Annotated in this window: 13 protein-coding genes; 6 read left to right on the top strand and 7 right to left on the bottom strand. The window is 65.6% G+C overall.

The genetic code is table 11. The annotated features are described in order from the left end of the window. Positions 1-119: 119 nt before the first annotated feature. Positions 120-1,148: a GlxA family transcriptional regulator gene (locus HF027_RS12320; protein WP_209316443.1), complete on the bottom strand. Its 1,029-nt coding sequence runs from the start codon at positions 1,146-1,148 to the stop codon at positions 120-122. On the opposite strand from HF027_RS12320, the gene HF027_RS12315 reads away from it, so the two are divergent. Further along, complete coding sequence (locus tag HF027_RS12315) at positions 1,147-2,355, top strand: methyltransferase domain-containing protein (RefSeq protein ID WP_245184788.1); 1,209 nt, start codon at positions 1,147-1,149, stop codon at positions 2,353-2,355. The genes HF027_RS12320 and HF027_RS12315 overlap by 2 nt on opposite strands. Before the next feature lie 41 nt (positions 2,356-2,396). Here HF027_RS12315 and HF027_RS12310 read toward each other — a convergent pair whose 3' ends face one another. The 3 genes from HF027_RS12310 to HF027_RS12300 all read right to left on the bottom strand — a co-directional run bounded on the left by HF027_RS12310 (position 2,397) and on the right by HF027_RS12300 (position 5,376). Next, entirely contained in the window at positions 2,397-3,368 is a 972-nt protein-coding gene (locus HF027_RS12310) for a LacI family DNA-binding transcriptional regulator (protein ID WP_168016093.1), read from the bottom strand. A gap of 155 nt (positions 3,369-3,523) precedes the next feature. After that, positions 3,524-4,597: a Gfo/Idh/MocA family protein gene (locus HF027_RS12305; RefSeq protein ID WP_245184787.1), complete on the bottom strand. Its 1,074-nt coding sequence runs from the start codon at positions 4,595-4,597 to the stop codon at positions 3,524-3,526. Beyond that, positions 4,597-5,376, bottom strand: a complete 780-nt coding sequence (locus tag HF027_RS12300; RefSeq protein WP_168016090.1) for a ThuA domain-containing protein — start codon at positions 5,374-5,376, stop codon at positions 4,597-4,599. Before HF027_RS12300 ends, HF027_RS12305 begins: the two co-directional genes overlap by 1 nt. 779 nt (positions 5,377-6,155) lie before the next feature. Between HF027_RS12300 and HF027_RS12295 the strand changes: the two genes are divergently transcribed. Together HF027_RS12295 and HF027_RS12290 are read left to right on the top strand one after the other, a co-directional pair. After that, the gene (locus tag HF027_RS12295; RefSeq protein WP_168016088.1) at positions 6,156-7,130 is read left to right on the top strand and encodes a hypothetical protein; all 975 of its coding nucleotides are present in this window, start codon (positions 6,156-6,158) and stop codon (positions 7,128-7,130) included. A gap of 95 nt (positions 7,131-7,225) precedes the next feature. Continuing rightward, complete coding sequence (locus HF027_RS12290; protein WP_168016087.1) at positions 7,226-7,609, top strand: cupredoxin domain-containing protein; 384 nt, start codon at positions 7,226-7,228, stop codon at positions 7,607-7,609. Between the two features lie 163 nt (positions 7,610-7,772). On the opposite strand, the gene HF027_RS12285 is transcribed toward HF027_RS12290, so the two are convergent. The 3 genes from HF027_RS12285 to HF027_RS12275 are packed head-to-tail and all read right to left on the bottom strand — an operon-like array spanning position 7,773 to position 9,755. After that, positions 7,773-8,747, bottom strand: a complete 975-nt coding sequence (locus HF027_RS12285; protein ID WP_168016086.1) for a carbon-nitrogen hydrolase family protein — start codon at positions 8,745-8,747, stop codon at positions 7,773-7,775. A 27-nt stretch (positions 8,748-8,774) separates the two neighbouring features. Continuing rightward, complete coding sequence (locus tag HF027_RS12280) at positions 8,775-9,281, bottom strand: GFA family protein (RefSeq protein ID WP_245184786.1); 507 nt, start codon at positions 9,279-9,281, stop codon at positions 8,775-8,777. 42 nt (positions 9,282-9,323) lie between these two features. Continuing rightward, positions 9,324-9,755 carry a cupin domain-containing protein gene (locus HF027_RS12275; protein WP_168016085.1) on the bottom strand — a complete coding sequence of 144 codons (432 nt, stop codon included), beginning with the start codon at positions 9,753-9,755 and terminating at the stop codon, positions 9,324-9,326. Between the two features lie 125 nt (positions 9,756-9,880). On the opposite strand from HF027_RS12275, the gene HF027_RS12270 reads away from it, so the two are divergent. From HF027_RS12270 to HF027_RS12260, 3 genes are all read left to right on the top strand, one after another. Continuing rightward, complete coding sequence (locus HF027_RS12270) at positions 9,881-12,106, top strand: ATP-binding protein (RefSeq protein WP_168016084.1); 2,226 nt, start codon at positions 9,881-9,883, stop codon at positions 12,104-12,106. Between the two features lie 342 nt (positions 12,107-12,448). Further along, on the top strand, positions 12,449-12,979 hold the full coding sequence (locus HF027_RS12265; RefSeq protein ID WP_168016083.1) for a hypothetical protein: 531 nt from the start codon (positions 12,449-12,451) through the stop codon (positions 12,977-12,979). Positions 12,980-13,000: 21 nt separating this feature from the next. After that, complete coding sequence (locus HF027_RS12260) at positions 13,001-13,255, top strand: DUF4242 domain-containing protein (RefSeq protein ID WP_168016082.1); 255 nt, start codon at positions 13,001-13,003, stop codon at positions 13,253-13,255. Positions 13,256-13,604: the final 349 nt, after the last annotated feature.

Genomic DNA, 13,604 nt, shown 5'->3' with positions numbered 1-13,604 from the left:
CAACCAAGCAAGCCATCTCCAAGGGCGGGCAGTACTCGAGAATGACGGTGCCCTTGCCATCAGAGGCGCACGGCGTCCGGCCGTGAGGCCGAGGACGGCGACTGAGCTGACGCGCGATCCTACTGCAGGCGCAGCCGCAGGCTGCGAAAGCGCCGACGATACTGGCTGGGCGTCAGGCCCACCCGGCGGCCGAACAGCCGCCGGAAGAAGCTCGGGTCGGCATAGCCCACCTCCTCGGCCACCTCGTCGATGGGCGCATCGCTGCTCTCCAGGCACTGCTTGGCCTCCTCGAGGCGCAGGGTGTGCGCATAATCCATCGGCGTCATGCCGGTGGCCGCCTTGAAGCGCCGCTTGAAGGAGCGCTCGGTCAGGCCGCTGACCGCCACCATGCCGGCCACCGGCGAGGGCGTGTCGTAGTGCTCGGCCACCCACACCTGGCAGCGAGCGATGCAGGCGTCCTCCACCTGGCACGAACTGGTCAGGGTGGCATAGGGCTGCTGACCCTCGCTGTGCCAGTCGATCAGGTTGAGTCGCGCCAGGTGCATGGCCTCGTCCACCCCCACCAGCCGCGCGACCAGAAACAGCGCCAGGTCCTGCCAGGTGGTCCCGCCGCCGGCCATGATCAGCCGCTGCCCCTCGCCACTCACCACCAGGCTGCGATGGGCATACACCCGCACCCGGGGGAAACGTTGCGCCAGGGTCTCGCAATAGGCCCAGTGGGTGGTGGCGTCCTGGTCGTCGAGCAGCCCCGCCTCGGCGAACAGCAGAGCACCGGTGCAGGCCGCCGCCATCAGCGCCCCGCCCGCCTCGCAGGCGCGCAGCCAGGCCATCTCGGGCACGTAGCCCGCCAGGCTGGCGCCGGGGGCGATCATCAGGTCCGGCACGCACACCGCCAGCGGCCTGGGGCAGTCGGCCAGGGCCGCATCCGGGGCGATCCAGGCGCCATTGGCGGTGCGAAAGCCCCGGCCGTCACGCGAGACGATCACCGGGTCGAGCAGCGGCTCGCCCGGGTGGCCATGTATCAGCAGTTCCCAGTCGCGGCCCGCCGAGCCGAAGATGTCGTACATACCAAAAAGGGTCGAGGCGGTCACGTCGGGACCGGCCAGCAGCGCGATGGTCGCCTTGCCTCGTGTCTCGGATTCCACCATGGCAGAAAACCCTCGTTTGCGGCGCGATGCGCCTGAGTGTCGCCGACCCGCCGGCAGTATCGTGATCCTGGCCCCATCGCCGACAAGACAACGACAACGACAACGACAAGAGGACCGAATCATGTGCGATATCGCCATCCCCACACGCCAGACGCCCCACGGCGACGACTTCGAGTCACGGCTGGTCCAGGCCCTCAACCACGGCGGCCTGCTGCTGCTGACCTCGATCGGCTACCGGACCGGGCTGCTGGAGGCCCTGGCCGGCCAGCCGCCGCTCACCAGCCAAGCCCTGGCCGAGCGCGCCGGGCTCCAGGAGCGCTACGTGCGCGAGTGGCTCGGCGGCATGGTGGCGGCCGAGGTGGTCGAGACCGACCCGGCCGCCGCTACCTACTGGCTGCCGGACGCGCGCGCCGCGCTGCTCACCGACCAGGGCGAGGCGAACCTGGCCGTCTATACCCAGTTTATCCCCTTGTTGGGAAGCGTCGAGGACGAGGTGGTGCGCTGCTTCCATGACGGTGGCGGGGTGCCCTACTCCCGCTATCCGCGTTTCCAGGAGGTGATGGCCAGCGACAGCGGCCAGACGGTGCTGCCGGCGCTGTTCGACGCCATCCTGCCGCTCGCCCCAGGGCTCACCGAGCGCCTGGAAGCGGGCATCCGGGTACTGGATTGCGCCTGTGGCCGCGGCCGGGCGCTGCTGGCCATGGCAGAGCGCTTCCCGGCCAGCCGCTTCGTCGGCTACGACCTCTCCGAGGAGGCCATCGGCTGGGCCCGCGACCAGGCCCAGCGAGCAGGGCTGAGTAATCTCACCTTCGAGGTCCGCGATCTCAGCGACTTCGACACCACCGCCGAGCCCGGGGCCTTCGAGCTGGTCACCACCTTCGACGGCATCCACGACCAGGCCGCGCCGCGCCGCCTGCTCGCGGGGATCCATCGCAGCCTGACCGACGACGGCCTCTATCTGGTGCAGGACATCCACGCCTCGAGCCATCATCACCTGGACCGCGAGCACCCGCTGGGCACGCTGCTCTACGCCTTATCGGTGAGCCACTGCATGACCGTCTCGCTGGCTCAGGGCGGCGAGGGCCTGGGCACCATGTGGGGCCGCGAGCGCGCCCTGGCCTACCTGGAGGACGCCGGCTTCCGCGATATTCACGTCCATCAACTGGAGCACGATATCCAGAACGACTACTTCCTCTGCCGGCCCTGATCCGCAAATGCAACGCCCGGGCTTCCGGCCCGGAGGCGCCGCTAGCCGGTCTCGCGCACCACCAGCGTCACCGGCAGGGAGACGTGGCGCGGCGGCTTGGCGGCCAAGGCCTCGCCCAGCAGTTCGACGCTCGTGGCGGCGATGCCGGCGATGTCCTGGCGCACCGTGGTCAGGGACTCGGCCAAAGTCGGCAGGTCGTCGAAACCGGTGACCGCGACCTCATCCGGCACGCCGACGCCATGATCCTCCAGGGCCGTCAGGCAGCCCCTGGCGAGTTCATCGTTCTCGCAGACCAGGCCATCATAGGCATGCGGGTCCAGCGCGAGGCGCCGGCTCAGCCAGCGATAGCCGGTCAGCGCCGGCTCATAGTTGGGGGGGATGTCGATGAGGTGTGGCGCGAGGCCGGCCTCCTCGAGCGCCTGGCGATAGCCGCCCAGGCGATGCTGGCTGTGCGGGCTCTCCAGCTCGTCGCCGAAGAAGGCGATGCGACGCCGCCCCCCCTCGATCAGGTGGCGGGTGGCCAGATAGATGCCATGGCGATCCTCCGGCGCCACCGAGAACCCCTCGCCGGCCGGGCCGATGCGCACCACGGACACGCCCCTTGCCGCCATCAGTGCCGGGCGCGGGTCATCGGCGAACTCGCCGAGCAGGATGGCGGCGCCGGCCTGCTCGGGCAGGGCCGCCGTCTGATCATGGGCGAAGAAGACGGGCACCATGCCCTGGCGGTGAAGCGCCACGGTCAGGTGCTGGTAGAGCAGGATGTAGTAGGGCCGCAGCTCGAAGTCGCGACGCCCCAGCGAGATTCCCACCACCGCCGCCTTGCCGCTGATCAGCTGACGGGCGGCGGCACTGGGGCGATACTCGATCTCGCGGCTGATAGCCAGAATATGGTCACGCAGCGCCTCGCTGAGGCCCGGCTTGCCATTGAGCGCGCGGCTGACCGAGGCGATGGACACCTCGGCCTGCCGCGCGATTTCCCGTATGGTCGCCGTCTTCGACGGATCTCTGCTCATGTCCCTGCCTCGTCGCCCGGGTGGTGGCCGGTGTGGCTAGCCGTCCCTCTCGCCGCCCTTGCCGGCGAGAGATTGTGCCGGAAATTGCGCAACGAGGCGACAGAGGGCGGCAGGCCCAACGAGACAGAGAGGCCGACCCACCGCCGGCGACCGCGTCAGGCCGTCACGGGCTCGGCCACCTCGCCGCCGGCCAGGGCCTGGCTGCGGTCCTCGGCATGCGAGAGGAAGCACGCATCCAGCACCTTCTGCAGCGCCGCGCCACGGGCGAAATCCGGCTGGTCGTTGTGGCCACTGGCGATGCTGTCGACGAAGCGTTGGTAGATGCTCGGAGTAGCCGGGGCCTCCAGCGTGGTCCAGCGCGCCGGGTGGACATCCTCGCCCAGGCACACCTGGAGCTTGTCCCTGGCGGCATCCAGGTCGACGCGCAGCGCCCCCTGGTCACCGTGTACGCTGAGGGTCAGGGCGTTGTGATGGCCGGTGGCCCAGCGGGTGGCCTGCACCGTGCCCAGCGCGCCGCCGGCGAATTCCACCTGCATCAGGGCGCTGTCGTTGGCGTCCAGCACGTAATCGTCGATGCGATTGCCCGGCGCCTTGTCGAAGCACTTGAGGCGACAGTTCACCTTTGTGATGTCGCCCACCGGGAAGCTGGCGAAATCGAGGATGTGCACGCCCACATCCCCCAGCACGCCCTTGCTGCCGTGGCCTTCCGAGAGCCGCCATAACCACTGGCTGTCCTGGTCCCAGCGTCCCCAGGCGTGGCTGACCAGCCAGCTCTGCCGGTAGCTGGCATCCACGTGCATCACCCGGCCGAGGGCGCCGGAGGCGACCAGCTCGCGCGCGTGCTGGATGGCCGGGGCATCGCGGTAGCTTAAGTTGATCATGTTGATCACCCCGGCCTGCTGCGCCGCCACCGCCATCTCCCGGGCATCGGCCTCGTTGGTCGCCAGCGGCTTCTCGCAGAGGATGTGCTTGCCTGCCGCGATGGCGGCCAGGGAGGTGGCCTTGTGTACCCCATCCGGAGTGGCGTTGCTCACCGCCTGGATGTCGTCCCGTGCCAGCATGGCGCCGAGGTCGGCATAGGCCTCGGGGATGCCATGCCGTTCGGCGAAGGCGTGCGCCCTGTCGCCGTCCATGTCGCACACGGCCACCACCTCGACGCCGGGCAGCCGCCCGAAGTGCTTGGCATGTTCGCCGGCCATGCTGCCGGCACCGATGATCGCCAGTCGCATCACTTGAAGCCCTCCTCACCGGGCTTGTGCAGCCCTTCGCCTTTGACTTCCACGGGATTGGGCGCCTGCTCGGGCGGCACGTTGGGGCAGCTGTCGATCCACCGCGAGCCCTCGGGACGCGCCCACTTCACGCCGTTCTTCAGCACGCGACGCACCTGGTCGTCGTAGTAGATCGGGTAGGTCTCGTGGCCCGGGCGGAAATAGAAGATCCGGCCGTTGCCCCGCTTGTAGGTGAGGCCGGAGCGGAACACCTCGCCGCCCTCGAAGGCGCTGATGAAGACCACTTCATCCGGGTTGGGCACGGCGAAGGGCTCGCCATACATCTCGGTATGCGGCAGTTCGATGTAGTCGCCGACGCCCTGGACGATGGGATGGCCAGGGTTGACCACCCAGAGGCGCTCGCGCTCCCCCGCCTCGCGCCACTTCAGCGAGCAGGTGGTGCCCATCAAGCGCTTGAAGATCTTGGCATAGTGGGCGGAATGCAGCACCAGCAAGCCCATGCCCTGCAGCACCCGCGCCTGGACGCGGTCGACGATCTCGTCGCGCACGTCGCCGTGGGCCGCATGCCCCCACCACAGCAGCACGTCGGTGTTCTCCAGCACCTCCTCGCTCAGGCCGTGCTCGGGATCCTGCAGGGTGACCGCACGGGCCACGATCTCCGGGTCCTCGTTGAGCCCCTCGGCGATGCACTGGTGCATGCCCTCCGGATAGATGCGCGCTACCACCTCGTTGGTCTGCTCATGGACGTTCTCGCCCCAGACCGTGACCTTGATCGTCATGGCTGTCTCCTCGTGATCGTGCCCTGGCGGGCATGGAGTCGCCGCCATTCGCCGCGACATGGAGAGAAAAGTAAACGTTTACGCTGATAGAGTAAACGTTTACTCAAAACGACTTTTGTCGAATACGGCTCAGGAGTGACGAGGAAGCCCAGCAGGTGACTAGCCGCGCCCGTCGACCGAGGCGGCCGTACGAGCGGGACGGGTTCGAGGGGGCAGGCCCGAGGAAGTCTCAGGTCGCGGGATCCGGGGAGGCGCCGCGGGTGGTGGTCCAACGCGGCCGGGGTTCACTCGGCCCGGCTGGCGGACGCCGACGACGCGAGCAGCGCCGTGCACCTGGTCGAAAGCATCGAGGTACGCGTCTACTTCGGCCACGCCGACCAGGACGAGTTGCTGCCCCGAGCAGGTCGCCCGCCTCGTGGTCGATAAATTCCAAGTCGTTCGCATGCCATGCCCCGGGCAAGGTCCGCAAGGGCTTCAGGAAGGATCTCGTCAGCGCTGTCAACGGCTGGCGTGAGGAGGTGCTGACCTAATTCGAGACCGACACCCCGATCACCAACGCCTTCACGGAGTCAATCAACCGCCTGCCTTCACCTGTAGTAAGAAATGCATTCTCGCCTGTAAGGAATGCATCCACTCCACGACACAAGGAGTGAATGCCCTGCCGTTCGGTACAGGCACCCTCTCCGGTGCCGCCCAGGCGGGAGTGGCATGTTGAGTCAGACATTTCACCATAGGCAGCAGGCAGAGCGGAAGCCAGGTCTGCCGCCGGGAAGATGACGATGCAGTTCCAGATTCCCAAGATAACGGTACTGGCCGCCGCCATACTATACGCCAGTGGCACGGTAGCGGCCGGCGCCGACAAGAGCGGTCCCCTGATCAACAAGGCGGTGATCGAGCAGGAGGCCGGCAAGACGGTCTACTGGGTGCTGCCCGGCCCCCGCCGGCTGAGCGAGGCAGTATTCGGCACCCCGGATGATCCCAAGCGGACTCTGGCCCAGGTCTTGGAAGAGGTCGACAAGCCGCCGATCCGCTCCCTGCTCGAGACACTGCCGATCCTGGTCGCGGCGCCGGAGGCGGCTCGCGGCACCAACGCGGCGGGCACCGCCTACACGGCCTTCCAGCAGCCCACGCCCTTCAGCGACAAGGCCAGGCCCCTGCCCCCGGACCAGAGCGGCTACTTCCGCACCACCCTGCTCGACCGCGTGGCCGAGGACCAACCCGGTAAACCGGGTAACACGCCTGACGAAGTCGAGCTGGAGACCTGGTTCCACGACCCTGCGGGCAACCGTTACCGGCTGGAATTCGATCATGTGGTCCAGCCACCGTTCCCCGGCTACGACACCCAGGGCGGGGTTTTCACCGACGGCTGGCTGCACGGCACCACCGGTACCGGTTCCCCACTGATGCCCAAAGAGTATACCCATGGCGCCTGGTGGGGCATCGTGCATCTCTACATCAACGGTGAGCAGGTGGACACCAAGGTGGCTCACCTGATGACCACCGAGGTCGTGCGCAAGCGAGACTACTCGCTGGCACTGGATGAAGAGATGCCTCTGTCACCCGGTGAACGCCACATCCCCAGCCAGGAGCACCATACGCACCTGATCGTGATGCCGATCAAGCCCACGCCGCAGGGACCGGTCTTCGAGCCGGTGAAGACCGCCTTCGAACTCCCCAACGGCCAGACCCAACCCTTCATTCACATGATGTTCGAAGAGGACCACATCGTGGAATGGGAGCTGGGCGGCGACTGAGCGTTACTCTCCCACGGCCTCGGATGCCCGCGTGACAGCCGAGGCCGTGGGAGCGGGCGGCTACCTCCCCCTAACCAATGCAGGAGGACCTTGGCATGACGATCCCATCTTTGTTTACTCACGGGCGCCCGCTAGCCCTGATGCTGCTCATGGCGGTCACGCTCGGCGGGCTCGCCTCCCCCGCTGCCGCCCAGCAGGATACCGTTGAAGTACGTGTGACGGCCCAATCGGGGTTCCAGTTCGAGCCCAGCCAGATCGAGGTGCCGGTTGGCACCGAGGTGAAGCTAACCCTGGAGAACGCCGCCGTCATGGGCCATGACCTGAGCATCCCGGCGCTGGACGTGGCGACCTCAATCATCACCGGTGAAGAAACCAGCATGGTGAGCTTCACAGTCGGCGAGGCCGGCGTCTACTCCTTCCGCTGCGAGGTGCCGGGTCATGCCGAGGCAGGAATGATCGGTAAGGTTAAGGCTCGCTGACGCTGCTTTCGGGAAGTGACCGACCTTCCCTGAATAGGCTTTTGCTTTCAGGGTGGTTATTTGTCGGGTTCCGGAGGATTGACCACCCGTTTGATAAACAACTCAGGACGTTTGGCCTGCCATGTCCGATCTGCCACGCTTCGCTGCCGTGGCCAGCCCACTTCTAGAACTCTCTGTCCAGGTGGCGTTGAGGGGGGTAGTCATCCGAGAACACGACGGGGGGCAGGGGCTCGCGATTCACCGACAGCGAGAAGATGTCCGGCCGGCCGTAGTGGCCTCCCACGTCGAGGGTGCGCCGCGCCCGCCGAGCCGCCTGGATATCGATGTCGGCATAGAGAATACCCTTCTGCTGGTGCAGCGGACCGGCGACCACCTCACCGCTGGGGGCGACCACGGTGGCGTCCCCGGGATTGATCCATTCGTCGGCGCTGAACAGCCGGTCGCGCTCGGGGAAGTCTTCGGGGACGTCACGCCCTTCCATGGCGGTCGCGGTGGCAATGACCCAGCAGCCGCCCTCCCTGGCGATATGCCGCAGGCTGGCCAGGCGTATCTCGCCGGTATCCCAGGTCGGGTTGATGAGGATCTCCAGGTCCTGAGCATAGAGCGCGAAACGTGCCAGCGGCATATAGCATTCCCAACAGATCAGGCTGCCGAGGCGCCCCGCCGGGGTATCCACGACCCTCAGGCCACTGGCATCGCCCTGGCCCCAGACCATGCGCTCCGGATTGGTCGGCATCATCTTGCGGTGGCGGTTGAGCAAGGCACCGTCCGAACCGATCACCACCACGGTATTGAACAAGGTGGTGCCACTGTAGCGGCTGTCGCGCTCATGCAGGCCCACCACCAGTGTCACGGCATTGCGGGCCGCAGCCTTCTGAAGAGGGCGCAGGTCATCCCGATCCAGGTCGATGGCATTCTCGCGCAGTCGAGCATGGATCTCGCCGGAAAGGCCCATGTCACCACCCGGCCTGAGGCGCCAGATCCAGGTGGGATAGCCGGGCAGGTAGGCCTCGGGAAAGACCAGCAGGGTCGCCCCGGCGGCGACCGCCTCGTCGATCAATGTCAGCATCTGCTCGATGGTCTCGTCCCGCTTGAGCAGTACCGGAGGGTTTTGAATCACTGCGACTCTCGTGTTCATGGCGATATTTCTCCTTTTTCATGCTTCTCATTCCACCAGCAGAATGCCGGTCCCACCCATGTCGGTGGGAATATCCTGTTGTTTCGGGAGACCGTCCCGCATAGGCAGGACCGCCTCCTGATAGTTGACGTGCAAGGACGGCGTGAATGTCAGCCCGGGCAGCACGGCTGCATAGACGTCAACTAGCCCCCAGAGGGGATGTTCGGTGAGAAGATGTCCGCCGCAGCACTGACACCATTTGCGGATGCTTTGCTCGGTCTTCTGGAAACTGGCGAGATTATCGGCCCCCTTGGTGAGTTTCACGCTCCCTGGCTTCCACAGGGTGAAGGCATTCACCGGGCCGGCCGACCACGCGCGGCAGGCGTCACAATGGCAATAGCCCATTGCTACCGGCTCGCCCGTCACGGCGAGCTCCACGGCGCCACAGAAGCACCTGCCCGTGTAGGTGTTTTCGTGAGTGCGGTCATGAGTACTGTCATAAATGCTGTCGTTAACCATGGTGGGGGCCTTCCATTTGAGTATCTGTGCTTTCACGTGATCGTGCTCGTGGCAATGGTAAGAATGTGGCTCGCCTGCTCAGGGACGAATCAGGTTGGGCGTACCCTGCTGACCTGAGAACACGATCAAGAAGCGCGCTGGCACGTCGCCAAGATTGCGGCCGTTGTGCCAGGTATTGACCACTTCGGCGAACCCTTGGCCCGCACCGAACGTCTCCGTTCCGTGCCCCTCGATCTCGATGGAGAGTGTGCCTTCGAGCATGTAGACGAAGAGAGGCACCGGATGCAGGTGACGCCCCACTTGACCGCCGGGCTCGACTTCCGCCAGAACGGCCACGAGCTGGTTGTCGCCCTGAGGGAAGCGGATCGCCTGGCCGGTGATCGTCTCTCTCGCCTCAAGGATGGGTGTGATCTTGACCCCCATGGGCCCGACCGGCGTTGCGCTATCCTCCGTCGACAGGGCGTCGGTGGAGAACAGCAACAGCGATGCAAGAATAAGCAGAGTCTTCATGGCAACCTCCCAAGTGTAGTGTCGGAGCGACGTCGGCGTGTCCACATCGCTAGACTGATAGGCAGGCGTGGGAATGTCCGTGGGAATCACCATGGGAATAGCGCCCGGCCGGACAGGAGACGCCTATGGGAGGCCATCGCCCTCTCGAATTTCGTTTGCTGGGCGAATTGCAACTCATCGCCGATGGCGTGGAGGTCGCCCTACCGGCTTCGAAGAAGACTCGCGCGTTGCTCGCCTACCTTGTCGCCACCGGTGGGCCGCATGGGCGCCAGTGGCTGTGTGACCTGCTGTGGGAGGGGCCAAACGATCCGCGCGGAGAGCTGCGGTGGAGCCTGGCCAAGATTCGGCCCTTGCTCAACACTGGCGGCACACCCCGCCTGGAGACGAATCGGTTGCGGGTTGCTTTCGTGCCTGAGGCGGAGGTCGATCTCTACACGGTTCGCGAGCTGCTCGACGATATCCCCAATGCGCCCCTGACGACGCTCAAAGCCGCCATTGCGCTGTTCCGCGGTGAGTTCCTGGACGGGCTTGACCTGCCGGCCTGTTATCGTTTCCAGGCATGGTGCCTGGCCGAGCGAGCGGCACTCAGTGAGCTACGGCTCACTGCCCACACTGCCCTCGTCGACCGGCTGAGCGACAGTCCCGAAGAGGCGCTCGTCCAGGCGCGTGCTCTGGTGACGATAGATCCCTTATCGGAAGACGGTCATGCGCATGTCGTGCGGCTGCTTGGTCGGCTGGGGCGCCGACGCGAGGCCCTCGCGGAGTACGAGCAGGCTCACAAGCTGCTCGAACGAGAGTTGGGGGTGCCACCGTGCGGTGCGTTGGATCGGGCCCGGCGAGCCATCCTGCCGAAATCATTCGCTCCTCTACCACTGCAACCGCAAGTGGAGAAGATCGAAGGAGAAGTCACGACCAGGCGCTGGTCCCGTCGCGTCATTCCCTTCGTCGGCCGTCTTGCCGAGCGTGCCCAGATCGAGCGACTGGTGTTGGCAGCCACCAACGGCCGGTCAACGCCACTCCTGCTCATCACCGGCGAACCCGGTATCGGCAAGAGCCGGCTACTCGAGCATCTCGTCGAACGCATGACGATGACCAGTGGTTGCTGCCTCGAAGGGCGTGCCTTCGAGGCAGAAGCGACGCGTCCCTATGGCGTCTGGAGTGATGCCTTGCGCGCGGTCCCTGCCGATGCAGTTCCCGAGGAGGCACGACAGAGCCTGGTGCTGCTCCGACCCGACTGGGGGCCACCGCCGGCGGTGCCGACAGACCGTGCCCGGCTTTTCGAAGCGGTTCTCTCGCTATTGAGACACCTGTCCCGGCAGGCGCCCCTAGTGGTGGTGCTGGATGACCTGCAGTGGCTCGACGAAGCCTCCTCGGCGCTCTTCCACTATGTGGCTAGGACCCTGCATCCCTCGGATGCCGTGCTATTCGCCTGTGCCGTCCGGCCGGGTGAAGTCGTCGACAATCCCGCCGTGTCGCGTGCGCTAGGAGCCCTCGAACGTGACGAATGCGTGCTTCGGCTCCCTCTGGAGGTGTTGAGTGCGGCGGACACCGCCGAACTGGTGCGGGCAGTCGACCCGGCCATCGACGCTGTGGCCATCTTCGGCGAGAGCGAAGGCCATCCTCTCTTCGCCCTGGAACTCGCCCGAACATACCACGAAGGGCAGCATCGGCCGGGACGCCCGCTGCAAGCGGTGATCGCGCAACAGTTCGACATGCTGTACGACCCCGGCCGTGGCCTGGTCGCCTGGGCCGCGGCGATGGGGCGCACCTTCGGCCTCGACCTGTTGGTTCGGCTAGCCGGCCTTGAGATGCCGGTGCTCCTCGCCGCCCTGGAGGGGCTGGAACGGCGTGGCATCGTTCGGGCGGTCAATCCAGACACGTATGATTTCGTCCATGACCTCGTGCGCCGAGTCGCGTATCAGCAGATCTCGCAGCCGCGTCGCAAGCTGATGCATCGGCAGGTCGCGCAGGCCCTCAGCGAGAAGGTCGAGAGCGAGGATGACGTGGCGACCGACCTAGCTCGCCATGCAGAACTGGCCGGCGATCATGCATTCGCGGCTCGCGCCTGCGTGATCGCCGGCGAGCGGAGCCTGCGGCTCTTCGCCAATGTCGAGGCGGCGGCACTTGCCAGACGCGGCCGGGCTCATCTCGACCAACTGCCGGACGAACCGCTTCGTCGCGAGCGACTGATTCACCTCTTCAAGGTCGAGCTTTTGGCTACTGCAGGGCCTGCCATGCGCTCACCTCCGGAGATGGTGAAAGAACTGGCGAAGGCGGTCAGCGATGCCGAAGCGGCGGGTTTGCACTCGGCGGCGGCGACCGGTCACTATCTGCTCTCGGTTCTGTACTAGGAACGCGGCGACCCCCTCCGCGCCCAGCAAAGCACAGAGCGCGCCACCGAGGTCGGACGCGGGGCGCATCAGGAGACGTTCGCCCGCCAACTTGCCAACACCGCTCGCTGCCTGATCGAACTGGAGACCGAGATTCCCCGGGCGCGAGACCTGCTTGGAGAAGCCGAAGCCCTCCTTGGCCTCGCCGGTCTTACCGTCTGCGAACTACAATGGGGTTGTGGCCTGCTCGAGCGCTGGGAGGGAAACACCGAACACGCAGCAGCGCGAATCGAGCGCGCGCTCGACCTTGCCCGTGATGCGCAGGATCGATGGCGGGAGTACCAATGCCTGACCTGGCTCGCCGTGATCGAATTCGAGCGCGGTCGATACGCCAACACAATGGAGCGATGCCAGCAGCTGCGGGTGGTTGCTGCTTCGTTAGGCGAGAACGAGGCCCCTGTCGCCGACACGCTGGAGGCTCTCACCGAACTCGCCGAGAGCAGCGTGCAAGCGTTTGACCGGCTGGAAGCGGCGTTATCACGGCTACGGGTCGTGGATGACAAAAGTTATCTCGCCTATGCCCTGAATACGGCCGCGTCGCTCTGCCTTCACCGAGAGCAACCCGATGTAGCACAGGCTTTTGCCCAGGAAGCGCGGCTCGCGGCGACTGCCATGCAACGGCATGGCGAAGTCGCCATCGCCGAGGCGACGCTGGCGCGACTTGGCGGGCGGTCTCATGTGGGCGCTTCGGACAGGGCGGTCAGGCGCCTATTCAAGCAAGTCGCCAACCGCGATCGGCTCAATGCACGGGCGCAGGCGGCCATCGACGAAGCGGCGGCCGTCGTCCCTGCCGCCCCCACCATGGCGCCGGCGCTGCCCACGAAGGAGCAGTAACGCTGAGCGGGGAGGTAACACATGCCACATATCATGGTCGAACGAAACTTCGACACACCCCTGACCGAAGAGGACTTGAAGGCGACCGAGGCGCGCATGGTGCCGTGTCTCGATCTTTACCGAGTCCGATGGATTCGCAGCTACTGGTCGGCCGACAGGCGGCGGATGATCTGCGAATATGAAGCGCCAGACGCCGCAAGCGTGAAGTCAGTGCAGCGCGAGGCCGACGCCAAATTCGAGCGTGTCTGGTCGGCCGATGTACTGGGCGAACCGTGATCTCATCGGTTGCTGCGCGAGAGTGACACCATGTTCTGTCTGGAAAGTCAGCACCTAGGCAGTGGTCTATGCAGGCATGGCCCGCCATGGCCTTGAAGCTGTTTGCAAGGAAAGCAGATCCTGGCTATTGCCCCCACTTGATTACCGCAATCCGCACCATGTTAGGACAACATGATATATTGATTTAAACGGCTAATCTCCTATGTAACAGTCTTAGGTTTTCCTGATTACTCATGTTGATCAGCCACAATCCCGCCAGCCTCTCCTATACTGATGTTATGTCCAGTAAAGGAGGTGGCGTCATGGCACGCAATCCTATCCAGTTTCAGCCCGGCCTGTCGTTGCCGGC

Origin of the sequence: Halomonas salinarum (genome assembly GCF_012062845.1) — a bacterium.
GTDB classification, from domain to species: Bacteria; Pseudomonadota; Gammaproteobacteria; order Pseudomonadales; family Halomonadaceae; genus Onishia; species Onishia salinarum.
Note: the sequence above shows the minus strand (reverse complement) of the source record. Positions and strands in the feature narration are given on the sequence as shown.